This is a genomic window from Actinophytocola sp. NPDC049390 (assembly GCF_044466355.1).
In the GTDB taxonomy this organism is placed as follows: Bacteria; Actinomycetota; Actinomycetes; order Mycobacteriales; family Pseudonocardiaceae; genus Actinophytocola.
Genome location: NZ_JBITMQ010000001.1, coordinates 384,417 through 410,771 on the forward strand (window position 1 = coordinate 384,417; position 26,355 = coordinate 410,771).

General features: G+C 71.3%; 23 protein-coding genes. 9 read left to right on the top strand and 14 right to left on the bottom strand.

Annotated elements, in window-relative coordinates:
- Positions 1-38: 38 nt before the first annotated feature.
- Positions 39-617 (bottom strand): TetR family transcriptional regulator, encoded by a 579-nt coding sequence (locus tag ACIBVP_RS01675; protein WP_396104013.1) that lies wholly within the window; start codon positions 615-617, stop codon positions 39-41.
- Between the two features lie 91 nt (positions 618-708).
- Here ACIBVP_RS01675 and ACIBVP_RS01680 point away from each other — a divergent pair, with 91 nt between their 5' ends.
- The 3 genes from ACIBVP_RS01680 (at position 709) to ACIBVP_RS01690 (ending at position 6,500) form a co-directional block, all read left to right on the top strand.
- A complete protein-coding gene (locus tag ACIBVP_RS01680; protein WP_396104014.1) occupies positions 709-2,115 on the top strand; it encodes an FAD-dependent monooxygenase in 1,407 nt (468 codons plus the stop codon).
- 252 nt (positions 2,116-2,367) lie between these two features.
- The gene (locus ACIBVP_RS01685) at positions 2,368-5,367 is read left to right on the top strand and encodes a family 16 glycoside hydrolase (RefSeq protein WP_396104015.1); all 3,000 of its coding nucleotides are present in this window, start codon (positions 2,368-2,370) and stop codon (positions 5,365-5,367) included.
- 101 nt (positions 5,368-5,468) lie between these two features.
- Entirely contained in the window at positions 5,469-6,500 is a 1,032-nt protein-coding gene (locus ACIBVP_RS01690) for a TIGR03617 family F420-dependent LLM class oxidoreductase (protein ID WP_396104016.1), read from the top strand.
- A gap of 3 nt (positions 6,501-6,503) precedes the next feature.
- Here the strand turns inward: ACIBVP_RS01690 and ACIBVP_RS01695 are convergent, their stop codons facing one another.
- Entirely contained in the window at positions 6,504-7,547 is a 1,044-nt protein-coding gene (locus ACIBVP_RS01695) for a cation diffusion facilitator family transporter (protein ID WP_396104017.1), read from the bottom strand.
- Between the two features lie 77 nt (positions 7,548-7,624).
- Between ACIBVP_RS01695 and ACIBVP_RS01700 the strand changes: the two genes are divergently transcribed.
- The 3 genes from ACIBVP_RS01700 to ACIBVP_RS01710 all read left to right on the top strand — a co-directional run bounded on the left by ACIBVP_RS01700 (position 7,625) and on the right by ACIBVP_RS01710 (position 8,992).
- A complete protein-coding gene (locus tag ACIBVP_RS01700) occupies positions 7,625-7,981 on the top strand; it encodes an ArsR/SmtB family transcription factor (RefSeq protein WP_396104018.1) in 357 nt (118 codons plus the stop codon).
- A gap of 26 nt (positions 7,982-8,007) precedes the next feature.
- A complete protein-coding gene (locus tag ACIBVP_RS01705) occupies positions 8,008-8,454 on the top strand; it encodes a TIGR03618 family F420-dependent PPOX class oxidoreductase (protein WP_396104019.1) in 447 nt (148 codons plus the stop codon).
- A 67-nt stretch (positions 8,455-8,521) separates the two neighbouring features.
- Complete coding sequence (locus ACIBVP_RS01710) at positions 8,522-8,992, top strand: carboxymuconolactone decarboxylase family protein (RefSeq protein WP_396104020.1); 471 nt, start codon at positions 8,522-8,524, stop codon at positions 8,990-8,992.
- Positions 8,993-9,077: 85 nt separating this feature from the next.
- Here the strand turns inward: ACIBVP_RS01710 and ACIBVP_RS01715 are convergent, their stop codons facing one another.
- The 3 genes from ACIBVP_RS01715 to ACIBVP_RS01725 all read right to left on the bottom strand — a co-directional run bounded on the left by ACIBVP_RS01715 (position 9,078) and on the right by ACIBVP_RS01725 (position 15,083).
- Entirely contained in the window at positions 9,078-10,283 is a 1,206-nt protein-coding gene (locus ACIBVP_RS01715) for a cytochrome P450 (RefSeq protein ID WP_396104021.1), read from the bottom strand.
- 68 nt (positions 10,284-10,351) lie between these two features.
- Positions 10,352-12,100 (bottom strand): PKD domain-containing protein, encoded by a 1,749-nt coding sequence (locus ACIBVP_RS01720; protein WP_396104022.1) that lies wholly within the window; start codon positions 12,098-12,100, stop codon positions 10,352-10,354.
- Between the two features lie 139 nt (positions 12,101-12,239).
- Positions 12,240-15,083 (bottom strand): ATP-binding protein, encoded by a 2,844-nt coding sequence (locus ACIBVP_RS01725; RefSeq protein ID WP_396104023.1) that lies wholly within the window; start codon positions 15,081-15,083, stop codon positions 12,240-12,242.
- A 77-nt stretch (positions 15,084-15,160) separates the two neighbouring features.
- On the opposite strand from ACIBVP_RS01725, the gene ACIBVP_RS01730 reads away from it, so the two are divergent.
- On the top strand, positions 15,161-16,387 hold the full coding sequence (locus tag ACIBVP_RS01730; protein WP_396104024.1) for a PP2C family protein-serine/threonine phosphatase: 1,227 nt from the start codon (positions 15,161-15,163) through the stop codon (positions 16,385-16,387).
- On the opposite strand, the gene ACIBVP_RS01735 is transcribed toward ACIBVP_RS01730, so the two are convergent.
- The 7 genes from ACIBVP_RS01735 to ACIBVP_RS01765 all read right to left on the bottom strand — a co-directional run bounded on the left by ACIBVP_RS01735 (position 16,365) and on the right by ACIBVP_RS01765 (position 22,409).
- Positions 16,365-17,126 (bottom strand): ion transporter, encoded by a 762-nt coding sequence (locus ACIBVP_RS01735; protein ID WP_396104025.1) that lies wholly within the window; start codon positions 17,124-17,126, stop codon positions 16,365-16,367. The two genes, ACIBVP_RS01730 and ACIBVP_RS01735, sit on opposite strands and share 23 nt — an antisense overlap.
- Positions 17,127-17,191: 65 nt before the next feature.
- On the bottom strand, positions 17,192-17,938 hold the full coding sequence (locus ACIBVP_RS01740) for a TerC family protein (RefSeq protein WP_396104026.1): 747 nt from the start codon (positions 17,936-17,938) through the stop codon (positions 17,192-17,194).
- An 85-nt stretch (positions 17,939-18,023) separates the two neighbouring features.
- Positions 18,024-19,193 carry a cytochrome P450 gene (locus ACIBVP_RS01745; RefSeq protein ID WP_396104907.1) on the bottom strand — a complete coding sequence of 390 codons (1,170 nt, stop codon included), beginning with the start codon at positions 19,191-19,193 and terminating at the stop codon, positions 18,024-18,026.
- 5 nt (positions 19,194-19,198) lie between these two features.
- Positions 19,199-20,002 (bottom strand): ABC transporter permease, encoded by an 804-nt coding sequence (locus tag ACIBVP_RS01750; protein WP_396104027.1) that lies wholly within the window; start codon positions 20,000-20,002, stop codon positions 19,199-19,201.
- Complete coding sequence (locus tag ACIBVP_RS01755; RefSeq protein WP_396104028.1) at positions 19,999-20,958, bottom strand: ATP-binding cassette domain-containing protein; 960 nt, start codon at positions 20,956-20,958, stop codon at positions 19,999-20,001. Before ACIBVP_RS01755 ends, ACIBVP_RS01750 begins: the two co-directional genes overlap by 4 nt.
- Before the next feature lie 16 nt (positions 20,959-20,974).
- The gene (locus tag ACIBVP_RS01760) at positions 20,975-21,820 is read right to left on the bottom strand and encodes a DUF4097 family beta strand repeat-containing protein (protein ID WP_396104029.1); all 846 of its coding nucleotides are present in this window, start codon (positions 21,818-21,820) and stop codon (positions 20,975-20,977) included.
- Between the two features lie 52 nt (positions 21,821-21,872).
- Positions 21,873-22,409 (bottom strand): toxin-antitoxin system HicB family antitoxin, encoded by a 537-nt coding sequence (locus tag ACIBVP_RS01765; protein ID WP_396104030.1) that lies wholly within the window; start codon positions 22,407-22,409, stop codon positions 21,873-21,875.
- Positions 22,410-22,818: 409 nt separating this feature from the next.
- Between ACIBVP_RS01765 and ACIBVP_RS01770 the strand changes: the two genes are divergently transcribed.
- Positions 22,819-23,514, top strand: a complete 696-nt coding sequence (locus ACIBVP_RS01770) for a glycoside hydrolase family 11 protein (RefSeq protein WP_396104031.1) — start codon at positions 22,819-22,821, stop codon at positions 23,512-23,514.
- 74 nt (positions 23,515-23,588) lie between these two features.
- Here the strand turns inward: ACIBVP_RS01770 and ACIBVP_RS01775 are convergent, their stop codons facing one another.
- Positions 23,589-25,073 carry a glycoside hydrolase family 76 protein gene (locus ACIBVP_RS01775; RefSeq protein WP_396104032.1) on the bottom strand — a complete coding sequence of 495 codons (1,485 nt, stop codon included), beginning with the start codon at positions 25,071-25,073 and terminating at the stop codon, positions 23,589-23,591.
- 150 nt (positions 25,074-25,223) lie between these two features.
- Here ACIBVP_RS01775 and ACIBVP_RS01780 point away from each other — a divergent pair, with 150 nt between their 5' ends.
- On the top strand, positions 25,224-25,955 hold the full coding sequence (locus ACIBVP_RS01780) for a class I SAM-dependent methyltransferase (RefSeq protein WP_396104033.1): 732 nt from the start codon (positions 25,224-25,226) through the stop codon (positions 25,953-25,955).
- A gap of 51 nt (positions 25,956-26,006) precedes the next feature.
- On the opposite strand, the gene ACIBVP_RS01785 is transcribed toward ACIBVP_RS01780, so the two are convergent.
- Positions 26,007-26,252 (bottom strand): hypothetical protein, encoded by a 246-nt coding sequence (locus ACIBVP_RS01785; RefSeq protein WP_396104034.1) that lies wholly within the window; start codon positions 26,250-26,252, stop codon positions 26,007-26,009.
- Positions 26,253-26,355: the final 103 nt, after the last annotated feature.

Genomic DNA, 26,355 nt, shown 5'->3' on the forward strand with positions numbered 1-26,355 from the left:
CGCACCAGTACCGGCACCGTCACACGCGGGACAATACATCAAACTGATTTGATGTGCTTGGGTTCGCCGGTGAGGTAGTGCTGCAGGATCGGGCCGAGCCAGGTGACGAGCACGTCGCGGTCCATGGCGACGACCGGCGGCAGCCGCAGCACGTAGCGCGTGAGGACCAGGCCGAGGACCTGCGTGGCGACGAGCCCGGCGCGGGTCGAGACGTCACCGGGCGCGATCGCGAGGACCGCCGGGCCGAGCTGGGCGGCGAAGATCTCCCGCATCCGCTCGGCCGCCGCCTGGTTGGTGACCGCGGCCCGCAGCAGTGCCATGAGCGTCTCGTCGCCGTCCCAGCGGTCGAGTACGTGCCGGGCGAGCCGTGCGCCGATCTCGTCGACCGGGACGTCGGTCAGGTCGGGGAGGCGCAGGTCGAACTCGGCGGCCGCGGCGAAGAGCTTCTCCTTGTTGCCGAAGTAGCGCATGACCATCGCCGGGTCGATGCCCGCGTCGGCGGCGATCGCGCGGATGGTCGCCCGCTCGTACCCGTCGGCGGCGAACCGTTCGCGTGCGGCGGCGCGGATCGCCTCCTTCGTGGCGTCCGAGCGCCGCGGCCTGTCTGTGCTCACCATGTCAACAACTGTAGGCCAACAGGTGTTGACAATCCAGCCGGAGCGGTGTTTCGTGGAAGTCAACAGGTGTTGACTTCATCGGGAGGGCGTCATGACCGAGGTGATCGTCGTCGGAGCGGGCCCGACCGGGCTCCTGCTCGCGGGTGACCTGGCGGAGGCCGGGGTGGCCGTCACGGTGCTGGAGCGCAGGGACGGCACGGTCTCGAACCTGTCCCGCGCGTTCGGCGTCCACGCCCGCACCCTGGAGCAGCTGGACGCCCGCGGCCTGGCCGACGACCTGCTGCCCACGGGCGCGGCCCTCGACCTGCTGCGGCTGTTCGACCGGGTCCTGCTCGACCTCGGCCACCTCGAAAGCCGCTTCCCGTTCCTGCTGATCACCCCGCAGTACAACGTGGAGAACCTGCTGCGCGACCGGGCGCTGAAGGCGGGCGCCGAGATCGTCCACGGTGCCGAGGTCACCGGCGTGCGCCAGGACGCGGACGGCGTCGCCGTCGTCACGCCGGCCACGACGTACCGGGCGGCGTACGTCGTGGGAGCGGACGGGTACCACAGCGCGGTGCGGGAGGCCATCGGTCAGCCGTTCCCCGGCAAGTCGATCCTGAAGTCGATCATGCTGGCCGACGTGCGGGTGGCCGAGGAACCCGGCGAGCAGCTGGCGGTCAACGGCGTCGGCGACGCGTTCGCGTTCATCGCCCCCTTCGGCGACGGGTACTACCGGATCTTCGCGTGGGACCGCCGCCGCTCGGTGCCCGACGACGAGCCGCTGACGCTGGCGGAGGTCAGCGACGTCACCCGGCGCGCGCTCGGCACCGACTACGGCATGCACGACGCCCGCTGGCTGTCCCGCTTCCACAGCGACGAGCGCCAGGTGCCGGACTACCGCGTCGGCCGGGTCTTCCTGGCCGGGGACGCCGCGCACGTCCACTCGCCCGCGGGCGGGCAGGGGATGAACACGGGACTGCAGGACGCGGCCAACCTGAGCTGGAAACTGGCCGCCGTGCTGCGCGGGGCGCCCGACGCGCTGCTCGACACCTACCAGGCGGAGCGCCACCCGGTCGGCCGCGCGGTGCTGCGCAGCAGCGGGGCGATCATCCGCGCCGCCATGCTGAGGTCTCGCCTGGGGCAGGCCGTGCGCGGCGTGGTGGCGCGCCGGGCGCTGTCGGTGCCGCGGATCGCCGCGAAGTTCACGGGTCAGCTGACCGGGATCGGCTACGCCTACCCGGCGCCGCCCGGTGCGCACGACCTGGTCGGCACCCGGGCGGCGGACGTCCCGCTGGCCGGTGGCGGGCGGCTGTACGAGGCGCTGCGTGGTCAGCGGTTCGTGCTGGTGGGCGACGCCGACGTGGCCGGCTGGGCCGACCGTGTCGACGTGGTGGCGCCTGCCGTGCCGGGTGAGGTGCCGGTGCTGGTCCGGCCGGACGGGTACGTGGGCTGGGCGGGCACGGACGTCGGCGAACTCCACCGCGCGCTGGTCGAGCTGGCCGGACCACGTGCGTAGACGGCCCGGGTCGGAGCCAGTCTGTGGGACGGTCCTGGCTTCGGTCGCTCACCGTCGTAGGCTCCTGCCGCAGCCATTCGACCTGCTCGCCGCCCAGCCCACCTATGCGGTGACGCTTCGTAGTTCTTTCGTGTGACCAGATCGAAAGAGCGTCGAAATACTGCGAAAGGTCCTAGAACTTTTGCTGGTTTGGCGCAAAGATCCTCCTTTGGGCACGCTCGCGCTCTGCTCGGTGATCTTCAAGGAGGAAGAATGCGCTTACCATCGCGGCGCCGTCGGTGGAGAGGCCTCGCCGGTCTCCTCAGCGCCAGCGTCCTCGGCTCGCTCGTGGCGATGACGCCGCAGGCGTACGCCCAGGACCTGCCGCCCCAGGAGCCCGGCGTCACGCTCCGCACCTACGACGTGCAGATGCCGTTGAGCGAGATCTGCACCCTCAAGCCGGGCCAGACGCCGAACGTCGACAAGCTCATGCCGACGATCGACTGGACGACCGGCGGCGAGTTCGGGTTCGAGAGCAACTTCGTCACCCACGCCATCGGCAACATCAACGTCCCCGCGGACGGGTCCTACGACTTCCGCCTCACGAGCGACGACGGGTCCCGGCTCTACATCGACGACCAGCTCGTCATCGACCACGACGGGCTCCACGGCGAGACGTCCAAGGACGGCACGGTCACGCTGACCGCCGGTTACCACTCGCTGCGCGTCGAGTACTTCGAGGCGGGCGGCGAGCAGGTGCTCCGGCTGGCGTGGCAACCGCCGGGCGCGGCCGGTTTCGCGATCGTGCCCAACTCCGTCCTCTCCACCGACGCCGGCGTCGTGCGTGTGACCGCGCCGGGCCGCAAGGAGTGCGAGGGCCAGACCGACAGCCCCGGCGACGGCCTGCCCCTGGGTGACGTCAACCCGAACTACACGCTGACGAACCTGCGCCCCGACGGCTTCGAGCCGCAGGTGTCCGGAATGGACTGGACGGCCGACGGCAGGCTCGTCATCTCCACGTGGGGCGGCAGCCTCAACACACTGGGCGAGGTCTACATCCTCGACGGTGTCACCGGGCAGACCGACCCGTCGAAGGTCACCTACAAGAAGATCGCGAGCGGGCTGCGTGAGCCGATGGGGCTCAAGGTCGTCGACGGGATGATCTACGTCTCCCAGAAGCACGAGCTGACCGAGCTGCGCGACACGAACGGCGACGACGTCATCGACGCGCAGCGGACCGTGGCCACCTGGCCGTTCGGCGGCAACTTCCACGAGTTCGCGTTCGGCCTGCTCTACCGCGACGGCAACTTCTACCTGAACCTGTCGGTCGCGATCAACTACGGCGGCGCGACCACCGACCCGCAGCCCGCGTCGAACCGCGGCACGAGCATCGTGGTGAACCGGGAGACCGGGAAGATCACCTACGTGGCGGGCGGCCTGCGCACCCCGCACGGCATCGGCTGGGGGCCGCAGGGCGAGGTCTTCGTCACCGACAACCAGGGCGGCTGGCTGCCCGCGTCGAAGCTGGTGCACGTCAAGCAGAACCGGTTCTTCAACCACTACACCAACCCCGACGGCCCGTACGACGCCAACCCGGTCACCAAGCCGGTGCTGTGGATGCCGCAGAACGAGATCGCGAACTCGCCGGGCATGCCGGTGACGCTGCGGTCCGGCCAGTTCGCGGGCCAGCTGCTGATCGGCGACGTGACCTACGGCGGTCTGCAGCGCGCGTACCTGGAGAAGGTCAACGGCGAGTACCAGGGCGCGTTGTTCCGGCACACCCAGGGCCTCGAGTCCGGCCTGACCGAGACCACGATCGGCCCGGACGGCGCGATCTACGTCGCGGGCCTCGGCGCGGACGGCAACTGGGGCCAGGAAGGCAAGCTGAAGTTCGGGCTGCAGAAGCTGACCCCCAACGGCGCCAACACGTTCGACATGAAGTCGATGAGCGCCACCGCGGACGGCTTCACGGTCACCTACACCCGTCCGCTGTCGGACGAGACCGTCGCGAAGATCGCCGAGGACGCGGGCGAGGCGTACCGGGTGAAGCAGTGGCGCTACGCGGCGACCGAGCAGTACGGCGGCCCGAAGGTCGACGAGCAGACGCTGGCGGTCACCGCCGCGCAGGTGTCGGCGGACCGCAGGACCGTCACGCTGAAGGTCACCGGCCTGAAGACCGACCACGTCGTGCACCTGCGCTCGCCGCGCCCGTTCGCGGCGGAGGGCGGTGAGGAGCTGTGGAGCACCGAGGCGTGGTACACGCTCAACGCGATCCCGGGCCGCCAGGAACGCCAGGTGTTCTACGAGGCGGAGGAAGGCAACCGCGAGGGTGGCGCCGGGGTGAACACCGACCACCGCGGCTACACCGGCATCGGTTTCGTCGACCGCTTCGGCAACAAGGGCGCGTCGACCACGATGCACGTGACGGTGGACGACCCGGGCCGCTACGAGGTCGGGCTGCGCTACTCGAACGGGCCGAACCCGTTCTCCGGTGACAAGTCCGTGAGCATGTACGTCAACGGGGTCAAGGTGCGGCAGGTCGTGCTGCCGACCACCGTGACGTGGGAGGAGTGGGCCACCAAGACCGAGGTCGTGCGCCTGCGCGGCGGGCTCAACACCATCCAGTACAAGGTGGACGAGGCGGACACCGGGCACGTCAACCTCGACCTGATCTCGGTCCGCGAACCGGGCGACAGGATCGTGCTGTTCGACGGCACGGACACCGACGAGTGGCGGCACACCGACGGCCGCGTCGCCGGCTGGCCGCTGGTGGGCGGCGGCGCGATGCAGGTGCGCAACGGCGACCTGCGGACGAAGCAGGCGTTCGGCGACTTCCGTGCGCACGTCGAGTTCAAGGTGCCGCTGCTGCCGCCGGACGTGACCGGTCAGGACCGTGGCAACAGCGGCGTGTACCTGCAGGAGCGCTACGAGATCCAGATCCTCGACTCGTACGGCGACACGACACTCGCCGACAACGAGGCGGGCGGGATCTACACGCGCAAGGCACCGGACGTCAACGCGGCCCGGCCGCCGGAGACGTGGCAGAGCTACGACATCTGGTTCCGTGCCGCGCGGTATGACGCGGCCGGTGTGAAGGTGGCGGACGCCCGGGTGACGGTGGTGTGGAACGGCGTGCTCGTGCACGACGACGTCGCCATCGCCGGGGTGACCGGCGGGTCCATCCCGGAGGGGCCGTCCACCGGCGCCATCCGGTTGCAGGACCACGGGAACGCCGTGCAGTTCCGCAACGTGTGGGTCGAACCGCTGAGTTGACGAGACGGATGCGGGGCCCGGTTCTGTTGCCGGGCCCCGTTTTCCGTGGACAACTCGGTGGCCTTCGTTTCTTCCGGCTGGGTGGCGGCTACCGTCTTGCGGTGATCGGAGAGGGGAGGCCCATGCTCGTCGACGGCAACATCGGTGGTGTCACCGACGGGACCGCGGGCGGCAGCATCGTGGAGATCGACGCCCAGGTTCGGCACGCGCGACGTGCCGGCCTGGACGGGGTCTGGACCACCGAGACCAGCCGCGACCCGTTCCTCCCGCTCCTGCTCGCCGCGCAGCGGGCCCCCGGCATGACCATCGGCACCGCCGTCACGGTCGCGTTCGCGCGCAGCCCGATGACGCTCGCCGCCACGGCCAACGACCTGCACGCCATGAGCGGCGGCCGGTTCGTGCTCGGGCTGGGGTCACAGGTCGCCGCGCACATCACGCGGAGGTTCAGCATGCCGTGGTCGGCGCCTGCCGCGCGGATGCGGGAGTTCGTCCTCGCCCTGCGGGCGATCTGGGCCTCCTGGCAGACCGGCGAGCGGCTGCACTTCACCGGCGAGTTCTACTCCCACACGTTGATGCCGCCGCTCTTCCGGCCGGAACCCAACCCGTACGGCACGCCGCCGGTCCTCGTGGCGGCGGTCGGGCCCAGGATGACGCGGGTCGCCGCCGAGGTGGCCGACGGGCTTCTGGTGCACAGCCTCACGTCCGAGCGGTACCTGCGGGAGGTGACCCTCCCGTTGCTCGGTGAACGGCGCACCGGGTTCACCGTCAGCTACCCGGGGCTGGTCGCCACCGGGGCGGACGAGCGTGCCCTCACGGCCGCGATCGCCAAGGTGCGCGAGCAGATCGCCTTCTACGCCGCCACGCCCGCCTACCGCGCAGTGATGGAGTTGCACGGGTGGGGCGACCTGCACACCGAGCTGCACCGCCTGTCCCGCCGCGGCGACTGGGCCACCATGACCGGGCTCGTCGACGACACCGTCCTCGACACGTTCGCGGTCGTCGGGGAGCCCGCCGCCGCGGGAGCCGAGATCGCGCGGCGTTACTCGGGGCTCGTCGACCGGTTCGCGCTCTACACCCCGTACCCCCTCGACGAGGCGGCACGCGCGACGGTGGCGTCCTCGGCGCGCGGCTGAGCATCAGGCGCGGTGGTGGGAGATCAGCTCGTGCTGTTCCGCGCCCCGCGGCCCGGCCGGGTGGGTGTGGACCGTCGCTCGGTCCAGGCGGGGGAGCGCGTGGATGAGCCGGTGCTCCACGTCGTGGGCGATGGCGTGCGCGGCGAGCAGGCTGAGGTCGGGATCGACGTCCACGTCGACCTCGGCGGCCAGGCTGTGCCCGTGCCACCGCAGGCGCACCCACCCCACACCGTGGACGCCGTCGGTGTCCCGCACTACGTGTTCCGCGCGGTGGGTCAGCGCCGGGTCCACCGCGTCCAGCACGCGGCCGAACACCTCCTTCGCCGCGCCCCACAGCACGGTCGCGATCGCGGCGGCGATCGCCAGCCCGATCACCGGGTCCGCCCACCGCCAGCCGAGTGCCGCGCCGCCCGCGGCGAGCAGCACCGCGAGGCTGGTGAAGCCGTCGGTGCGGGCGTGCATGCCGTCGGCGACGAGCGCGGCCGAGCCGATCCGGCGGCCGACCGTGATGCGGTAGCGGGCGACCAGTTCGTTGCCCGCGAAGCCGATGACCCCGGCCGCCGCGACCCAGCCGACGTGCGCCATGTCCCTCGGGTCGACGAGCCGGTCCACCGCCTGCCACCCGGCGAGCACCGCCGACGACGCGATCACGACGATGATCACCAGTCCGGCGAGGTCCTCGGCGCGGCCCAGGCCGTAGGTGAACCGGCGGGTGGCGGCACGCCTGCCGAGGACGAACGCGATGCCCAGTGGCACGGCCGTGAGCGCGTCGGCGAAGTTGTGCAGCGTGTCGCCGAGCAGTGCGACCGAACCCGTGAACGCGACCAGCACGGCCTGCGCGACCGCGGTGACCATGAGCGCACCGAAGGAGATCCACAGCGCGCGCATGCCGTGCCTGCTGGCCTCGAGCGCGTCGTCGGTCATGTCGGCGGTGTCGTGGCTGTGCGGGGTGATCGCGTGTCGTACCGCCGCCCACAGCCGGGCCCACCGGCTCGCCTGGTGTCCGTGCCCATGGCCATGCCCGTGCCCGTGCCCGTGCTCACTCATGGCCGCGATGATATGTGCTCAAGTGCGCACGCGACAACGATGCAACTGCCAGGGATGGGCAGTGGCAGGATGTGCTCATGTACGCACGCGACGCCGGACCGGACGCGCCGCACTGGCGTGACCTGCCGCCGGTGGACCAGGTCGACGTCGCCGTGGAGTCGTTCCGGATGCTCGCCGACCCGACGCGCCTGCGGATCATGTGGCTCCTGTCCGGCGGCGAGTACGACGTGACGACCCTCGCCGAGGCGGTCGGCATCGCCCGTCCCGCCGTCTCGCAGCACCTCGCCAAGCTGCGGCTGGCGGGTCTGGTCAGCACCCACCGCGACGGCAGGCGCGCGCTGTACCGGGTGCGCGGCGGGCACGTCCGGCGCATGCTGAGCGAAGCGCTGGAAACGGCGCACCACCAGGTGTCCGGCGCCCCGGACCACGACTGACCACGCAGAAAGGGCTCGCCGAGGCCATGTCCGACCTTGCCGCGTTCGCCGAACTGGTTCCCCTCGACCACGGCCTGTGCGTCGTGAACACCCTGCGGCGTGACGGAAGCGTCCAGTCGTCCGTGGTGAACGCCGGGGTGCTGGACCACCCGTCGCGCGCGGAGCGGGTCGTCGGGCTGGTCGCCATGGGTGGGTCGCGCAAGCTGCGCAACCTGCGGGCCGACCCGAGGGTGACGATCGTCGCGCGGGCGGGCTGGCGGTGGGCGACCGTCGAGGGGGTCGCCGAGATCGTCGGGCCCGACGACCCTCGGCCCGGGATCGACGACGAGGCGCTGCGGTCCCTGCTGCGGGACGTCTTCACCGCGGCGGGCGGCACACACGACGACTGGGACACCTACGACCGGGTCATGGCGCGGGAGCGGCGGGCCGCGGTGCTGATCTCGCCGCGCCGCGTCTACACGAGCCCCTCGTGACGCTGTCACATCCGCGCGGCGTGCTTCGTCAGGGTGGTGAACGGACACGACCGAAGGGGAGAGCACCATGGACGCACGGCTGGACCTCATGACCAACGAGGCCACCGCGAAGTTCCTGAAGAAGTTCGTCGCGGCGAGCCACGCGATGGCGGGCACGGTGCCCGCGGCCACGCAGGAGCTGGTGAAGCTGCGTGCCAGCCAGATCAACGGCTGCGGCTTCTGCACCGACATGCACTTCAAGGACGCCGTGGCGGCGGGGGAGAGCCCGACGCGGCTGAACCTGGTCGCCGCCTGGCGGGAGGCGACGGTGTTCACCGACGCCGAGCGGGCGGCGCTCGCGCTGGCCGAGGAGGGCACCCGCATCGCCGACGCCGCCGGGGGTGTGCCGGACGACGTGTGGGCCGAGGCCGCGAAGCACTACGACGAGAACCAGCTGGGTGAGCTGGTGGTCGTCATCTCGGCCATCAACCTGTACAACCGGTTGAACGTGCTCACCCTCCAGCCCGCGGGCGACTACCAGCCGGGCCAGTTCGGCTGACGGCCGAGTGCTGAAGGACCCCTTCGGTGCGATGGATGTGCTGAAGGGGTCCTCCGGTGCGTTCGCGGGCGGCCGCGGGTGTCCGTCAGGTCAGCTGGACCGGGAGGTGTGCCAGCCCGCGCAGCAGGGTGCTGTCGCGCCAGCGCAGGTCGGCGGGGTCGGTGGACAGCGTCATGCCGGGGAAGCGGGCCACGAGCCCGCCGATCGCGATCTGGCCCTCCAGGCGGGCGAGCGGGGCGCCGAGGCAGAAGTGGATGCCGTGGCCGAACGCCATGTGCCCAGCCGCCGCCCTCGTGACGTCCAGGGTGTCGGTGGCCGGGCCGAAACGGTCGCCGTCGTGGTTGGCCGAGGCCAGGGAGACGGTGACGAACTCGTCCGCGGGAATGGTGGTGCCGCCGATCTCCACCGGTTCCGTCGTGTAGCGCAGCGTCGCGTGGTTGACCGGGCTCTCGTAGCGCAGGAACTCCTCGACCGCGCCGGGCAGCAGGCCGGGGTCGGCGTGCAGGGCGGCGAGCTGGCCGGGGTTGCGCAGCAACGCGAGCACACCGTTGCCGATGAGGTTCACCGTGGTCTCGTGCCCGGCCACCAGCAACAGGAACGCCATCGACACCAGCTCGACCTCGGTCAGCTCGTCGCCGTCCTCCTGGGCGTGGATCAGCTCGGTGAGCATGTCGTCCGCGGGTGCCGTGCGCTTGGTGTCGATGAGGCCACGCAGGTAACCGGACATCGCGACGGCCGCCGCGCCGACCGACTCGGCGGAGGCCCCCGCCACGAGCGCCGACGACCAGGCACGGAAGTCGTCGCGGTCGTCGTCCGGTATGCCGAGCAGCTCGCAGATCACCGTGACGGGCAACGGGAACGCGAAGTCGTCGATCAGGTCGACGGCACCGGACCGCCCGGCCAGCAGGTCCTCGGTGATCCCCACGATGCGTGGCCGCAACAGCTCCACGCGCCGCATCGTGAACGCCTTCGCGACGAGCCCGCGCAGGCGCGTGTGGTCCGGCGGGTCGCTGTTGAGCATGTGCGCGGTCAGGTCCGCGCCGAAGTCGCCGGTGCTCGTCCTCGTCTGGTGCCGCTCGAACAGGTACTGCACCGGCCGGAGATCCTTGCGCAGCGCGGGATTCGTGAGTGCCTCCCGCGCGTCGGCGTACCGCGTGACCAGCCAGACCTTCAGCCCGTGCGGCATCACCACCGCACGCACCGGCGCCTCCTCCCGCAAGCGCCGGTAGAACGAGTACGGGTCGTGGACGAACGCGGAGTCCAGGGTCATGGGGGTGCTCGTGCCGGTCATGCCTTCCACTCTGGCACGCTGACCGGCGTTTCCGGCGAGAGTCCGGAAACGCCGGTCAGCGGAAGTGCCTACTGGGCGAAACAGAAGGCCTGCGAGCCGAAGCTCCAGCACTCGACCCGCGTGCTGGCGGTGTTCTTGTTGCCCGCGCGGTCGGTCACCGTGAGCTGGGCGGTGTAGGTGGTCTGCCGGTTCGGGTAGTTGTGGGTCGTGGTGGCGCCGTTCCCGGTCTGCCCGTCGCCGAAGTTCCAGGCGTACGAGGCGATGTCGCCGTCGGGGTCGGTCGAACCGGTGCCGTCGAAGGAGCACGCGGCCCACTGGCAGAACACGGTGAACGAGGCCCTCGGCGCGCCGCCGGTCGGCGTGCCTGCCCGCACCTGCCTGGACGTGGTGCCGGTCCTGCCGTCGTCATCGGTGACCGTCAGCGCCACGGTGTAGGTGCCCGCCGTGGCGTAGGTGTGCGACGGGCGCACACCGGTGCCGGTCCGGCCGTCGCCGAAGTCCCAGGCGTACGAGGAGATCATGCCGTCCGGGTCGGCGGAGCCGGCGGCGTCGAAGGTGCACGACAGCGAGGGGCAGTCGGCGGTGAACGACGCCGTCGGGTCGCCCGGCTGGCCACCGCCACCCAGGTCCTTGACGTACAGCAGCCGGTTCGGCGAGCCCCTCAGGTCGGTGATCTTGCCGGTGGTGGCCGTGTTCAGGATCTTCGCGTTGGCGTCGGACACCGAGATGGCCGGGTTCGCGCTCGTGGCCAGCGCGAGCGCGCCCGCCACGTGCGGGCTCGCCATCGACGTGCCGCTCATCTGACCCGTGCCGCCGCCGTTCGTGGTGGACGTGATGCTCGTGCCCGGCGCGAACAGCTCGACACAGGTGCCGTAGTTGGACGACTGGGAGCCGCTCCACACGCTGCGCCGGTCCTGGTTGTCCGACGCGGCGACGGTCAGCACGCCCGACGCGCTGGCGGGGCTGACGTTGCACGCGTCCTGCCCCTCGTTGCCCGCCGCGACCGCCCACGCCACCCCGGCGTTTACTGAGGCGGTGACCGCGTCGTTCACCGCGGAGCTGCGGCTGCCGCCGATGCTCATGTTGCCCACCGCGGCCTGCGGTGCGTTGTCGGTCACCCAGTCGATGCCGCCGATGATCGCGTCCCAGGAGCCGCTGCCGCTGCAGTTCAGCACCCGCACAGCCACGAGCTTCACGTTCTTCGCCACGCCGTACGTGCCGCTGCCGATCGTGCCGCCCACGTGCGTGCCGTGGCCGTGGCAGTCGCTCGCGTCGGCGTCGTTGTCGATGAAGTCCCAGCCGCTGCTCGCGCGGCCGCCGTAGCCGGGGTGGTCGAGGTCCATGCCGCTGTCGACGACGTACGCGGTGACCCCGGACCCGTCGTTCGGTGCCGTGTAACCGTTGTCCAGCGGCAGGTCCCGCTGGTCGACGCGGTCCAGCCCCCACGTCTCGACCGCGTGCGCGACCGCGTTCTGCTCGACGTACCGCACCGCCGGGTCCGCCGCGAGCCGCTTCGCCCGCTCCTCGCTCATCCGCACGGAGAACCCGCGCAGCGCGGCGGAGTAGACGTGCTTGACCTTGCCGCCGTACCGCTCCGCGAGGTCACCGGCCTGAGCGCGCACGCCCGCCCGGGCGCTCGCCGCCGTCGACGGGGCGCCGTCCAGCGCGACGATGTAACTGCCCTCGACCGCGCCCGCGGCACCGGCGCCGAGGATCGCGCCCTCGGCGGCCTGCGCGGTGCCGACGCCGTTGAGCGTCAGCGCGACGGTCGAGGCGACGCCCAGGAAGATCCCGGACAGCCTTCGTGATGTGGACATGCGAAGTCAATCTCCGATCGTGAATCGCAGGGGGAGACCAGATGTCCACCGAGCATCGGCAGCGTGACGGCCGCGAACAATCCGTAGCCCGGTCCGTACGGGTACGTGTCTATTGCGGACCGAACGGCGGGGTAATTGATTAGGTGAGGTCCAGCCTGGACTTGTGCCCCAGCTTGCGGAGAACCTTGGCGACGTGCTGCTCCACCGTGCGCGGGGAGAGGTACAGGACGTCGGCGATCTCCCGGTTGGTCATACCCTGCGCCACCAGCCGGGCGACGTCCTGTTCTCGTGGCGACAGCTGGTCGCCGTAGCCGCGTCTGCCGCGCCGCGAGGGGGGCGCGGCACCGTGGGCACGCACGTCGTGGCGGCAGCGGGCGGCGTCACGGGTGGCCGTGAGGTCCGCGAAGACGTCGGCCAGTGCGGCGATCTCCTCGTGGTCACCGGCCGCCGTCGCCGCCCGCTCCGCCGCGAGCGCGGACAGGTACGGCGCGGGCAGTTCGCGGTACGCGGCCTGTGCGGCGCGGTGGTGGCCGATCGCGCGTGCCGGGTCGTCGGCCTCCGCGAGCAGTCCCCAGCACAGCTCCAGCGCGGCGTGCACCAGCGGCGCGTCCCGGCCCGCCACGCCGTCCGCGACCTCCTTGACGAACCCGCTCGCGTCCTCGCGCCGACCGGCCGCGAGCAACGTCGACACCGCGACCGGCGCGAGGTCGGCCGCCCACGACCACACGCCCTTGCGACGCAACACCCGCACGCCGTCGTCCACCGCGGCGACAGCCTTCCCCACCTCGTCCTGCGACAGGTACGCCCAGGCCAGCCCGCCGAAACCGCCGATGGCGATCGGCGCGATCGCGTCGTCGGGCGTCTCGACACCGGTCGCCCGCAGGTGCGTCCCGGCCACGGTCCACTCGCCCCTGGCGACCGCGAGCAGCCCCAGCACCAGCGACAGCTCGCTGGCCACCGGCAACAGCTCCCGGTAGTCCTCGAGGAGGTGCGTGGCGCGGTCGGCGAGCCCGTCCCACGCGCCGAGGTACCAGTCCAGCCGCACCTGCGTGGACTGCGCCGTGCTGGTCACGAACGCGCTGCCCGCCGACGCCGCCAGCGCCAGCCCGGTGCTCAGGAACTCCCGCGCCTGCCGGAAGTGCCCGACCGACGTGCACGCGTCGGCCAGGTTGCAGCGCGCACGGGCGAGCTGGCGCCGTTCCCCGACGTTGTCGGCCGTGTCCCCGACCGACAGTGGCAGCGCACGAAGATCGGCCCGCACGCTCGGGTCGCCCATGTGCAGCCGCGAGCCGAGCAGGTTGGCCAGCAGCGAGATGCGCAGCTCCGGGTCCTCGCACGCCGCGAGCCTGCGTTCCGCCTCCGCCAGCCACTCCTGCTGCTCGGCGAACGGGGTGCCGCCGATGAACGGGGTGCCCAGCAACGCGATGCCCTTCGCCGCCAGGTCCGGCCGCTCGGTCAGCTCGCCGACCGCCCGGCGGATCTCCGCCCGCGCCGCCTCGATGCCACCGTGCTGCCGCACCAGCAGCAGCCCCAGGAACAGCCGGACCTCACCGCGTGCCGCCACGGACAGCCGGTGGTCGGCGAGCACCCTGCCCAGCGTGGTCACCGGGTCGTGCTGGTCGACCCCGCTGTACGCGAGCGACCCGAGCGCGACCGCGAGCCGGTCCACGTCCGCCCCGGACAGGCTCGGCTCGGCGAGGAGCCGCTGGAGCATTCTGGTCGCCGCCGCGATGTCCCCGACGCGGCCCGCCAGTTCGGCGGCCTGTTCGCCGTAGCGGAGCCAGTCCTCGGTCCGGCCCGCCAGCCTGCTGTGCTCGGCCAGCCGCACCAGCGGCGGCGGGTCGAGCTCGCGCAGTGACTCGATCGCACCGACGTGCAGGCGCTGCCGGGCGGGCCCGGTGAGCGTGTCGCGGACGGCCTGCTGCGCGAGCGTGTGGCGGAAGCCGTACCTGGCGGGCTCCAGCTCGAACAGCACACCGCACTCGACCGCCGTGCCGAGCGCGTCCGGTGCGGTGTCCGCCGCGACCCCGGCGACCTCGGCGAGCGTGTCCACGGCGGCCGGGGCGGCGAGCACGGCCGCCGCGTGCACCAGCCGCTGCGTGGTGTCCGCCAGGCCCGCGAGGCGGTCGGCCATCGCGTCGCGCAGCAGCACCGGCACCTCGACGTCGTCGGACAGGGCGTCGTCGAGCAGCCCGTCCGGCGTCGTGCGCAGCGTGCCGAGCAGCTCCTCCACCACGAACGGGATGCCCGCGGTGCGCTCGTGCAGCCGTGCCGCGAACCGCGCGGGCACCGACTCGTCGCCGAGGATGGCGGCCGCCATCTCCCCGACCTCCGGCACCACGAGCGGTTCGAGCCGCAACAGCACCCCGGCCACGTGGTCCGGCGGCCGGTACGCGGCGCCGAGCGGAAGGTCACCGGCCAGGTCCTCGCGTCGGTAGGTGACCACCACCGACAGGTTCGGCGGCGGGTCGCTCATCACGAACCGCAGCATCTGCCGGGTGCTGTCGTCGGCCCAGTGCAGGTCCTCGACCACCAGCAGCGCGGGGCCCGCCGTGGCCAGCAGCTCCCGGGTGGCGCGCAGCAGCCGGTGCCGTTCGGCGTGCGGGTCGCCGATCGGCGCGGGTGACGGCGGCAGGACGTCGTCCAGTTCCGGCAGCAGGGGCCGCAGCGCACCACCCACCGGGCTCAGCGCGGGCTTCGGCCGTCCGGCGAGCGAGCGCAACGCCTCGATGACCGCGCCGAACGGGAACGGCTCGCGCAGCGGGTGGCAGTGCCCGACCATGGCGTGGCGGCGGGCGAGGCTCGGGTGGGCGAGCAGCTCGTGTACCAGCCGCGTCTTGCCGACACCGGCCTCGCCCTCGATGATCACGACGGTCGACCGGGTGGTGACCGTGGACAGGATCGCGCGCAGTTCCTCGGTCCGGCCGACGAGGACCGGCGAGGTCGTCCGGACCAGACTCGTCCGCTGTGGTTCACGCGCCATTCGGCAAGCCTAGGCACGAATGGTCACGACGCGGACAGACCGGGCCATGGGACGTGCCTGGCCGTAGAGTTTGCCGCATGGGTGATGGCGTGCCGGTCGACCGGCGGCTTCGCGTGCTCGAAGCCGTCACCGACAGCGCGCTCATGGACCTCGACCTGGACAAGATGCTCGAGATCCTGCTGTGGCGGGTGCGTGAGCTGTTCGTCGTGGACACGGTCACCCTGCTGTTCGTTGACGCAGCCGGTGAGCGGCTGGTCGCGCGGGCCAGCGCGGGGCTGGACGAGGAGGTCTACCAGGGCGTGCGCGTGCCGATCGGCAGCGGCTTCGCCGGCCGGGTGGCGCGGCTGCGGGCACCGGTGCAGATCGACCGCGTCGACTCGTCGACGGTGGTCAACCCCCTGCTCTGGGAGCGGGGCCTGCGGGTGCTGCTCGGGGTGCCGGTGGTCGCGCACGGCGAGCTGGTCGGCGTGATGCACGTGGGCAGCGTCCGGCCGCGCCGGTTCACCGACGAGGACATCGAGCAGCTGCGGGTGGTGGCGGACCGGGTCGCGATGGCCGCGTCCCTGCACCGTTCGCGCTCCGAGCAGCTGGCGGCCACCACGCTGGTCGACAGCCTGATGCCCGCCGGGCCGGTCGAGACGGACGGCTGGAAGGTGGCCGCCAGGTACGTGCCCGGCGCCGCCATCGGCATCGGCGGCGACTGGTACGACGTGTTCGACCTGCCCGGCGACCGCATCGGTGTCGTGATCGGCGACGTCGTCGGCAGCGGCCTGCGCGCGGCGGTCGTGATGGGCAGGTTGCGCAGCGCACTGCGCGCCTACGCGCTCGAGTTCGACGGCCCCGCCGAGGTGCTCGGCAGGCTCGATCGCGGGGCGGCGCACTTCGAGAAAACGACCATGGCCACGGTCGCCTACGCGGTCATCGAGACTGCGTCCGCCCGCATGGACCTCTCCCTCGCCGGGCACCTGCCGCCGGTCCTCGCGTTCCCGGGGGAGGAGTCGCGGTTCGCCGTCGCGCCGGTGGACCTGCCCGTCGGCTTCGGCCTCGCGGTCGCCGACAGGCGGTCCGTCAGCATCGACCTGCGGCCCGGCGCGCTCGTCGCCTTCTACACCGACGGCCTCGTCGAACGCCGGGGCGTGGACATCGACCTGGGTCTGGCACGGCTGCTGGCCACCGTCCGCCCCGGCCCGCCGGAGGACGTCTGCGCGAAGGTCATGGCGGCGCTGGTCGGCAACCGGCCCCCCGGCGACGACATCGCGCTCGTCGCCGTCCACCACGCGGTCACTGCTTCCGCTGCTCGTTAGCGTTCACCGCGGCCCGGATCTGGTCGAGGTTCTCCCGCAGGCTGTCGGAGATCATCTCGTCGGTGCGCGGGTCGGCGAGCATCTCCAGCACGACCCGGATCGCGGTGTCGGTGACCGCGCCGATGATGTCGTCGTGGAACGGCAGCCGCTTCAACCTGCCGGCCGCCGGGTCCGCCTTGATCTTGTCGAGCACCATCTGCCGCAGCTCGGCCTGGTTGTCCGCCAGCGCGCGGGAGATGTTCTGCGCGTAGCGGCCCGTCTGCAGCACGGCGGTCACCTCGTCGAGCACCGCGACGGTCACCGGCTTCTTCAGCACGTCGATCACCGTGACGAGGAACCGGTTGACCAGCCGCTGGGTCACGGCGTCGCCGATCGTCCGGTCCACCGCACGGCCGAGCCGCGCGATCAGCACGATCACCCGCAACAGCCGGAACGCCCGCAGCGCCGGGTGCGACAGGGGGATCATGCCGATGACCTCGAACCAGTTCCGGCCGAGGAACCGCCAGCCCCAGCCGCCGGAGCGCCAGCGCCACAGGAACTCGACGAGGAACACCGCGCAGATGCCGACGTCGATCCGGAAGACCAGCTCCTGCGTCTCGATCGGCGGGTCGGCGAGCCACACCCAGGCGAGCAGGACGACGGACGCGATCGCGAGCGCCACCATCAGCCAGTCCACGGCCCGCACGCGGTGGATCCGGCGCGGCACGTCCAGTTCGCCGCGCATCGTGGCGTACGTCATGACGGGGCACCTCCGGAAAGATCGGGAGGCGCCCCATCCTCACGTACAACGCGCCCGGTCGCGAGTCACTCGTTCTTGACGTACGTCGGGTGCAGCTTGACCGGCTGCTTCGCCCGTTTCGCCTTGGCACGCAGGTTCAGGAACTCCACGAACACCGAGAACGCGATCGGCCCGTACACGTAGCCCTTCGGGATGTGCTGGTCGAACCCTTCCGCGATCAGGCTGCCGCCGATCAGGAGCAGGAACGACAGTGCGAGCATCTTGACCGTCGGGTGCCGGTTGACGAACTCGCTGATCGGCTTCGCCGACACCAGCATGATCACCATCGCGACGACCACCGCGGCGATCATGATGCCCAGCTCCTCGACCATGCCCACCGCGGTGATCACCGAGTCCAGCGAGAACACGATGTCGAGCACCAGGATCTGGGCGATCACCCCGGCGAACGACGCGGACTTGCGCTCGCTCGCGTGCTCGGCGCCCTCGAGCTGTTCGTGGATCTCGTAGGTCGCCTTGCCGAGCAGGAACGCCCCGCCGAGCAACAGGATCAGGTCCCGCCCGGAGATCTCCTGGCCGAACATGCTGAACAGGGGCGCCGTGAGCCCGATGACCCACGACAGCGACGCCAGGAGCAGCAGCCGTGTGATCAGCGCGAGCGAGAGCCCGACGACCCTGGCCCGCTGCTGCTGGTGCTCGGGCAGCCGCCCGGCGAGGATCGAGATGAAGACGATGTTGTCGATGCCGAGGACCACCTCGAGCAGCAGCAGCGTGCCGAAGGCGATCCACAGTTCCGGACTAGTGAGCCAATCCACGCGATCACCCTATAGGGATCAATTAGGACGAAGGGTGCGATTCGTTCGATAGCCCGGGGCGGACGGGCGCCGCCCCGCTGGCTCGTCAGGTCCAGGTGACCGGCAGCGCGTGCACGCCGTACAGGTTCGAGTCGGTGCGCATCGGGACCTCCGCCGCGTCGACGGCCAGGCGCAGCGACGGGAACCGCTCGAACAGCGCGGGGAACGCCACCCTCATCTCCACCCTGGCCAGCTGCTGGCCGAGGCACTGGTGGATCCCGTACCCCAGCGCCACGTGACCCGCCGCGTGCCGGGACAGGTCGAGCACGTCCGGGTCGGGGTACCGCGCGGGATCGCGGTCGGCGGCCTGCAGCGACAGGGTGACCGACTCGCCCGCCCGCACCACCTCGCCGCCGACCTCGACGTCCGTGCGCGCCGTGCGCACGCCGGTGTGCGCGATCGTCAGGTAACGCAGCAGTTCCTCGACGGCCTCGTCCACCGTCACCCAGCCCGTGCGCAGCGCCTCCAGCTGCTCGGGGTTGCGCAGCAGCGCGAACGTGCCGAGCGCCAGCATGTTCGCCGTGGTGTCCAGGCCCGCGCCGAGCAGGAAGGAGCCGAGGCCGGACAGTTCCACGTCGTCGAGGTCGCTGGTCGTGAGGTCGCTCAGCAGGTCGTCGGTCGGGGTGGCGCGCTTCGCGAGCACCAGGTCGTGCAGGTACTCGTACAGGGCCGTCATCGCCGCGCCCTGGTCCGCCGCGGTGCTGCGCAGCGAGGTCAGCGTCATCGTCTGCCGCTGGAAGAACTCGTGGTCGGCGTAGGGCACGCCGAGGAGTTCGCAGATCATCGCGGCCGGCACCGGCTGGGCGTACGCGGTGACCAGGTCCGTCGGCGGGCCGTGCTCGGCCATGGCGTCCAGCAGTTCCGCGCACACCTGCTCGACCCGGTCGGTCAGCAGGCGCATCCGGCGGACCGTGAACTTCCCGGCGAGCAGCTGCCGGAACCGGGTGTGCTCCGGCGCGTCCATCCCGGTCATGTCACCGGGCGGTGCGGGCGGGATCTCGTCCGGCCCACCGGGGAACGGCAGGTGCATCAGCTCGTACCGCACGCTGAACCGCTGGTCGGAGAGGATCGCGCGGACCACCTCGTGGCCGGTCGCGAGCCAGCCGACATGCCCGTCCGGGTAGACCATCCGCGTCAGCGGACGCAGCTCGGCCAGCTCGGCCGGTGGGTCGAACGGGCAGCCCGCCGGACGGGTCGTCGGCAGCCCTCGCAGCACCTCGCTCAACGGATCCGCTCCTTCGCGAACAGCGACTTCGACCACGCGTAGCCGAGCGCGCCGAGCAGCACGCACCAGCCGACCGCGAGCCAGCCGCTGTTGCCGATCTCGGTGCCGAACAGCAGCCCGCGCATCGTCTCGACGACCGGGGTGAACGGCTGGTACTCGGCGAAGGCGCTGAGCCAGCCGGGCATCGAGTCGATCGGCACGAACCCGCTGCCCACCAGCGGCAGCAGCATGAAGATCATCGGGGTGTTGCTCGCCGTCTCCACGCTCTTGGCCGCGAGTCCCATCGCCACCGACAACCAGGTGAGCGCGACGGTCAGCAGCAACAGCAGGCCGGCGACCGCGAGCCACTCGCCGACGTTCGCGGTCGGGGAGAACCCGACGAGCAGCGCGACGGCGGTGACGACCACCAGTCCGATGACGGTCTGGATGGCGGTGCCGACGACGTGCCCGGTCAGCACCGACGACCTGCTGATCGCCATGGTCCGGAACCGGGCGATGATGCCCTCGGTCATGTCCTGCGCGACCGAGATGGCGGTGCCGAGCACGGCGCTGGTCACCGTGATCAGCAGGATCGCCGGCGTGAGGTAGTCGACGTACGCGTCCCGGCCGCCGGTGCCGGGGACGGCCGCGCCGCCGAGACCGTTGCCGAGCGTGCCGCCGAAGACGTACGCGAACAGCAGCAGGAACAGGATCGGCTGCGCCAGCAGCATGATCGTCAGCGACGGGTAGCGCTGCATGTGCCGCAGGTTGCGGCGCAACATGGTGCGCGAGTCACGCATCGCGTAGGACATGGTGGTCATTTCGCGGGCTCCTTGGTGGCTTCGGTGCGGTGGCCGGTGAGGCTCAGGAACACGTCGTCGAGGTCGGGGGTGTGCACGGTGAGGTGGTCGACGGGGACGGCCTGCGCGTCCAGCCGGGCCAGCACGGCGCGCAGGGCGGCGACGGAACCGTCGGTCGGCACGCGCAACGCGAGGTTCTCCTCGTCGCCGGCGTCCTCAGTGGACACGTCGAGGGCGAAGGCGGCGCGCCGCAGCGCGCCCGTGTCGGCGAACCGCAGCCGCAGGTGCCCACCGGGCACGCGGCGCTTCAGCTCGTCCGGGGTGCCCTGCGCGACGATCCGCCCGCCGTCGAGCACGGCGATCCGGTCGGCGAGCTGGTCGGCCTCCTCCAGGTACTGGGTGGTGAGGAAGATCGTCACACCGTCGCTGACGAGGTCGCGGATGATGTCCCACATCGTGCGGCGGCTGCGTGGGTCGAGGCCGGTGGTCGGCTCGTCGAGGAAGATCACCTTCGGGTCGCCGACCAGCGTCATCGCGAGGTCGAGCTTGCGGCGCATGCCGCCCGAGTAGGTGGTGGGGATCTTCTTCGCCGCCTCGGTGAGGTCGAACCGCTCGAGCAGTTCGGCGGCACGCCTGCGTCCCTCGCCGCGTGGCAGGTGGTGCAGGTCCGCCATCAGGAACAGGTTCTCCTCACCGGTGAGGAGGTTGTCGACCGCGGAGAACTGGCCGGTGAGGCCGATCGAGGAGCGGATGCCGTCCGCGTCGGTCGCCAGGTCGTGCCCGGCGACGCTCGCGCTGCCGTCGTCCGGGGTGACCAAAGTGGACAGAATGTTGACGGTGGTGGTCTTGCCCGCGCCGTTGGGGCCGAGCAGGGAGAAGATGGTGCCCGGCGGGACGTGCAGGTCGATGCCGTCGAGCACCACCTTGTCCCCGTAGGACTTCCGCAGTCCCCGTGCCGATATCGCTTGCTGGCTCATGGTTTCCCCTCAGTTCTCAGGAACGGTGGACGGTGACGTCGCCGAAGCCGGTGTTGGCGCGCACCTCGACGGTGTCGGTCGCGCTGCCCGGTTCGGTCGCGGTCCGCATCTCGTTGTTGACGCGGCCGAAGCGGGTCTTCACGTCGAGCCAGGCGGCGCTGCCCTCACGGATGCCGACCTCGATGTCGCCCATGGCTGTCTCGAGGGTGAGCGCGCCGCGCACGGCGTCGAGCACGCGCACGGATCCGTTGGCGGTCTTGGCCTCCACGGCGTCCTCGGAGTGCTCCACGGTGATGTCGCCGTTGGCGGCGCGGACCCGCACCGACCCGGTGGCGGCGCCGACGACGGTGGTGCCGTTGGAGTTCTTGACCACGGCGGTGCCGGTGAGCCGGCCGAGCCACACCCGGCCGGAGCTGGTGCTGACGTCCGCGTTGCCCGCGACCCGGTCGACGGAGACGTTGCCGGTCGCGGTGTGCAGGTTCAGCTCCCCGGTCTCCTCGAGCACGAGCTGTCCCGTGCCGGACTTGTACCGGCACGCGCCGAGCCTGCCGGTGCCGTGCAGGTCGCCGAGGCCGGTGCCGCCCTGCAGCCGGGAACCCTCCGGCAGCTCGACGGTCACGTCGATCGACCGCGACTTCTTGCTCATGTCGAGCGGGCGCAGCTTCGGGCCCCTGACCGTCAGCGTGCCGCCGGAGAAGTCGACGGTGGTCTGCGACGCGGCCTTGACGTCGGAGGCGTCGGCCTCGTCGCTGGGCCGCACGTCGACGACCGTGTCGGTGCGGGCGCTCGCGATGATCCGCACGTTGCCGACGCCGGGCTCGATGCTCGCGACGATGGGTTCCGGGGTGGCGAAAGTAGGCATGGGTGTCCCCTCGAAGTGTCGATGTGACGTGTTTGTGCTGGTCGCGGCCGGGTCAGCTGACCCAGCCGGTGAAGTGCTTGCCGCCGCGGCGCGAGCCGCCGCTCGACGGTGGCGCCGGCCGCGTGGCGGGCCGCAGCGCGGCGGTCGCCGCCCGCACGAGCCACGCGTTGACCGAGCGGCCCTCCTCGGCGGCGGCCTCCTCGATGCGTGCCTTCAGGTTCTCGGGCAGGCGGAGGTTGATCCGCACCTGTGTGCCGTCCGCACTGTCCGCGCTGTCGTGGTCGACGCCCGGCTCCTCGGGTTCCGGCGTCGGCGGGGCGTAGCCGATGTCGGCGGGCTGGTCCGTCTCGGGCAGCGTGACGGCGAAGGCCGCCTCGCCCGCACGCAGCCGGACCTCGACGGACCCCGGCGCGAGGTCCCGGGTGATCTCCTCGGCCGCGGCCGAGAGCGCGTCGAGCAGCGTCAGGCGGATGGCCGACGCCAGAGGTGCGGTCAGGCGGTCGGCGAGCGCGCGAGCCTCCTCACCGCCGGCCTCGGCGGCGACGGCCAGCTCCTGGCGGACGGTGTGCACGAAGGGCGTCAGGTCCATGTGCACACTATGGCACCACATTGGCACCACGCGCAAGTCGATGTGGTGCCAAAACTGGCGCAAGGGCGAGCCTTGTTGATGCCAGCGTGTGCCAGTGGCTCCTTATGCTGCGAAAGTTTTGCGTAAGTTTCAGCTGCTGGACGATCGGTCGGTCGGTTCTGACGTGGAGAAACATCTCATCGAGCCCACGTCACGGTGCGCTAGATTCCCGAAACTTCGCCGAAACTTGTTGACAACGCTGCGAAGCCGGGCCAACACTGCTCGTATCGACAGGGCTCATCGCCGGTGTCGATCCGGGGTCGGGAGACCTGCTCTCCGGTCGTAAGCGGCCGGGCAATCCCGCTGTTGTGCGTCGTCGGCGTGCGTGTCTTCGTCCTGCCCCGGCCGGCCTCAACGACGAGGAGGAAGAATGCGTTTCGTTCAGTCGGGGAACCGCGGACGGATCAGACTGCTCGTGGGCAGCGCGTTCGTCGCGCTGGTCGTGGCGGTTCTGCCCGGGGCGCCGACCGCCGGCGCCGCGGACGATGTCGGCGTCGCCGCCGTGTGCAACAGCCAGACCGGCAACAACGGCGGGTACTACTACACGTTCTGGACCGACGGCGGCGGCTCGGCCTGCATGGAGATGGGGTCCGGCGGCAACTACAGCATGCGGTGGAGCAACGTCGGGAACTTCGTCGGTGGCAAGGGCTGGAGCAACGGGTCGCGGCGGACCGTCAACTACTCGGGCAGCTTCAACCCGTCCGGCAACTCCTACCTGACCCTCTACGGGTGGACCTCGAACCCGCTCGTCGAGTACTACATCGTCGACAACTGGGGCACCTACCGGCCCACGGGCGAGTACCGGGGGACGGTGACCAGCGACGGCGGCACGTACGACATCTACCGCACGATGCGGTACAACGCCCCGTCTGTCGAAGGCACCAAGACCTTCCCGCAGTACTGGAGTGTCCGGCAGCAGAAGCGCACCGGCGGCTCCATCACCACCGGCAACCACTTCGACGCGTGGGCGCGGGCGGGCATGCAGCTGGGCAGCTTCAACTACTACATGGTGCTCGCGACCGAGGGGTACCAGAGCAGCGGCAGCTCGAACATCACGGTGTACTGACCCGACGGCCATGCCCTGAAAGACGCTTTCGGGACGTTCGGTGTCCCGAAAGCGTCTTGCAGGCATTGGGTACGTCAGTGGGCCGCGTTCATCAGTGCCAGTCCGCTCGCCTGGCAGCCGGGGCCCTGCGGCTTCGTCCACGCCGACCACGACAGCGAGTACTGGTCGAAAGCGTTGCGGGCACGGGAGAACGCCGAGTCGGCCTGCCGGGCGACGTAGGCGCCGTACGGGTGGTCGGGCAGCGCGGCGTCCAGCTCGTCGAGGCCACGCGCGAGCCCGGCCTTGAAGTAGGCGCCGTCCTTGAAGCAGTCGTCCCAGCCTTCCGGCGGGTCGTGCAGGATGCCGCTGCTGTCGGTCAGCGCCGACCCCGGACGGGTGGTCGCGTCGGCGACCTGTCGTGCGCGGGCGCGAGGCGCGGGATCACCGGTCAGCGCGGACAGTTCGGTGAGACCGGACATCAGCACGCCCTGGTTGTACGAGAACACCGTGCCGCCGGGCGCGCAGTTCCCCTCGTCGAGACCGTCGCGCACCAGTCCGTCGCCGCCGATGAGCCCGGTCGACGCGAACCACGACCAGCCGGCCGTCGCGCGGGTGCGGTACGTCGCGATGCCGGTCCTGGCCGCCACCGTCGCGTTCACCTGGATGTAGAGACTGTTGGAGATGGCCGCCTTGTACGTGCCGCCCTCGCGCCAGCGGATCCCGCCGCCGCACGCGGCGGTCCAGAACGTGTGCATGTGGTCCGCCGCGATCCGTGCGGTGTCGAGGTAACGCCGGTCGCCGGTGAGGTCGAAGGCGTCCAGCCACGCCATCGCCCACCAGCCGGTGTCGTCGGAGTACTCGTTGCGGAACTGGCTGCGGCCCGCGCCGACGTTGCGGTCGTAGGTGGTCGAGATCGCGTACCGGTAGCTGGGCATGTACGTGACCTCGACGTTGCGGATCACCGCGGACAACGCGACCGCGCTGCCCCACCAGCCACCGCCGCGGAAGAGGCCGGTTCCGTTGTCGTACAACGCCATCATCGCGGTCGCCGCGGCCTCGGTGCGGTTCGCGGCGTTCCACTTCGTCCTGGCCCACTGGGTGCACGCGACGGCACTCGTGTCGACCGCGCGCCCGCACGCCCGCAGCGCGCCGACACCGCGGTTGGCCCAGTCGTCGTTGTTGTACATCTGGGTGCGCCAGCCGCCGACACCGCTCGGCGTGGTGGTGAGGCCGAGGCGGCTGCCGTCCGCCCAGCTGGTGCCACCGTCGAACGACCGGTCGAGCCACACCTCGTCGCCCGCGCGGGTCCCCTCGATCGCGGCCCAGCCCATCGGGTCACCGTCGGAGAGGTGGAGGGCGAGCGTCCGGCCGGACAGCCCGGCGGTCACCGGCACGCGGTCGCCGGTGGCCAGGGCGGGGTCGCGGGCGTCGCAGTAGCGGTTGCAGATCGTCGCGGTGGCAACGGGTTCCGCCGTGCCGGTCGGCGGGCTGGTGGTCGGTTCCGCCGCCGCGGGCTGGGCGGCCAGCACGGCGGCGGTCGTGATGAGGACAGGGAAGAAGACCAGGGATGTGCGTCTCACAGGTGCACCTCGTCCGTAGCAGGGAAATTCCACGGTGACCGATGAGAGCGCTTTCCGAATCGGCCGAAGGGACGAACCGTGAGTGCGGTTGACAGCACTGTGCGTGGAAGAGGAAGGTATTCATCACGTGTTGAGTTAAGGAGGGTGTGAATGTCACAGGGATTCCGGCTCGATGAGGTCGACTTCGACGGCGTCTACGAGGGCCGGTCGCTGGTCAGCGGGCGTGATCTGCGGTTCGAGATCGCGCCGTGGGACATCGGCGCGCCGCAGCCCGCGGTGGTCGCGCTCGCGGACGCGGGAGAGCTGACGGGCCGCGTGCTCGACGCGGGCTGCGGGCTCGGCGAGAACGCGATCTTCCTGGCGGGCAGGGGACTGCGCGTGACCGGTGTGGACGGCGCGGCGGCCGCCGTGCGCGCGGCGCGGGAACGTGCCGAGGACAAGGGGGTCGAGGCCGAGTTCGTCCACGCCGACGTGACCTCGTTCGAGGGCGTCGAGCAGCGGTTCGACACGGTGCTGGACAGCGCGCTGTACCACTGCCTCGACGACGCGCAGCGCACCGCGTACGCCGAGGCGCTGTGGCGGGTGACCACGCCGGGCGCGCGGCTGCACGTGCTGTGCTTCGCCGACGTCGGCAACGACGGGCTCGGCCTGCCCATGCACGTCAGCCAGGACGACCTGCGTGCGCACCTGAGCGAGCGGTGGCGGATCGTCGGCATCGAGAGCGGCGACTACGTCACGGCGCTGACCCAGGCCATGTTCGAAGGGCTCGGTGACCGGCTCCGCGAGGCGGGCCTGTCGGTCGACCCGGACAAGGTCCGCACCGACGAGCAGGGCCGCCTCCTGGCCGCGGTGTGGCACCTGACGGCGGAACGCAGGCCGTGACCAGTGCCCTGAAAGACGCTTTCGGGACGTTCAGTGGCCCGAAAGCGTCTTTCACGGCATGTCCGCGAGCGCGGCGATGCCGTCGGACGTGACGGTCACGCGGCGCTCCAGCGGGCCGAGCCGCGGCTCGACCGCGATCAGGTGTTTCGCCTCCAGCCGCTCCAGCACGCGGCCGAGCGGCATGACCCCCGCGGCCCCGCGCCACCGGTACCCCGCGGGACCGCCCCACGCGCCCGTGTGGAACTCCACGTGCCCCGACGCGACCTGTGCCAGCGCCCTGAGCGCCTCGTCGTCCATCTCTCGCACCTCCGAACGTGCGAGCCCAGCCTGCGCCCGACCGCCCGGAGAAACATCAAGCAACGTACGTATATTGAAACCCGCGATGACATAATCCCGTGAC

What these genes read in the sequence shown, in the direction of transcription:
- ACIBVP_RS01715 (WP_396104021.1), bottom strand. Translation starts at nt 10,283, where the DNA reads ATGACCGGCACGAGCACCCCCATGACCCTGGACTCCGCGTTCGTCCAC.
- ACIBVP_RS01705 (WP_396104019.1), top strand. Translation starts at nt 8,008, where the DNA reads ATGTCCGACCTTGCCGCGTTCGCCGAACTGGTTCCCCTCGACCACGGC.
- ACIBVP_RS01750 (WP_396104027.1), bottom strand. Translation starts at nt 20,002, where the DNA reads ATGACCACCATGTCCTACGCGATGCGTGACTCGCGCACCATGTTGCGC.
- ACIBVP_RS01675 (WP_396104013.1), bottom strand. Translation starts at nt 617, where the DNA reads ATGGTGAGCACAGACAGGCCGCGGCGCTCGGACGCCACGAAGGAGGCG.
- ACIBVP_RS01720 (WP_396104022.1), bottom strand. Translation starts at nt 12,100, where the DNA reads ATGTCCACATCACGAAGGCTGTCCGGGATCTTCCTGGGCGTCGCCTCG.
- ACIBVP_RS01730 (WP_396104024.1), top strand. Translation starts at nt 15,161, where the DNA reads ATGGGTGATGGCGTGCCGGTCGACCGGCGGCTTCGCGTGCTCGAAGCC.
- ACIBVP_RS01755 (WP_396104028.1), bottom strand. Translation starts at nt 20,958, where the DNA reads ATGAGCCAGCAAGCGATATCGGCACGGGGACTGCGGAAGTCCTACGGG.
- ACIBVP_RS01765 (WP_396104030.1), bottom strand. Translation starts at nt 22,409, where the DNA reads ATGGACCTGACGCCCTTCGTGCACACCGTCCGCCAGGAGCTGGCCGTC.
- ACIBVP_RS01780 (WP_396104033.1), top strand. Translation starts at nt 25,224, where the DNA reads ATGTCACAGGGATTCCGGCTCGATGAGGTCGACTTCGACGGCGTCTAC.
- ACIBVP_RS01785 (WP_396104034.1), bottom strand. Translation starts at nt 26,252, where the DNA reads ATGGACGACGAGGCGCTCAGGGCGCTGGCACAGGTCGCGTCGGGGCAC.
- ACIBVP_RS01685 (WP_396104015.1), top strand. Translation starts at nt 2,368, where the DNA reads ATGCGCTTACCATCGCGGCGCCGTCGGTGGAGAGGCCTCGCCGGTCTC.
- ACIBVP_RS01735 (WP_396104025.1), bottom strand. Translation starts at nt 17,126, where the DNA reads ATGACGTACGCCACGATGCGCGGCGAACTGGACGTGCCGCGCCGGATC.
- ACIBVP_RS01725 (WP_396104023.1), bottom strand. Translation starts at nt 15,083, where the DNA reads ATGGCGCGTGAACCACAGCGGACGAGTCTGGTCCGGACGACCTCGCCG.
- ACIBVP_RS01700 (WP_396104018.1), top strand. Translation starts at nt 7,625, where the DNA reads ATGTACGCACGCGACGCCGGACCGGACGCGCCGCACTGGCGTGACCTG.
- ACIBVP_RS01680 (WP_396104014.1), top strand. Translation starts at nt 709, where the DNA reads ATGACCGAGGTGATCGTCGTCGGAGCGGGCCCGACCGGGCTCCTGCTC.
- ACIBVP_RS01760 (WP_396104029.1), bottom strand. Translation starts at nt 21,820, where the DNA reads ATGCCTACTTTCGCCACCCCGGAACCCATCGTCGCGAGCATCGAGCCC.
- ACIBVP_RS01710 (WP_396104020.1), top strand. Translation starts at nt 8,522, where the DNA reads ATGGACGCACGGCTGGACCTCATGACCAACGAGGCCACCGCGAAGTTC.
- ACIBVP_RS01695 (WP_396104017.1), bottom strand. Translation starts at nt 7,547, where the DNA reads ATGAGTGAGCACGGGCACGGGCACGGGCATGGCCATGGGCACGGACAC.
- ACIBVP_RS01770 (WP_396104031.1), top strand. Translation starts at nt 22,819, where the DNA reads ATGCGTTTCGTTCAGTCGGGGAACCGCGGACGGATCAGACTGCTCGTG.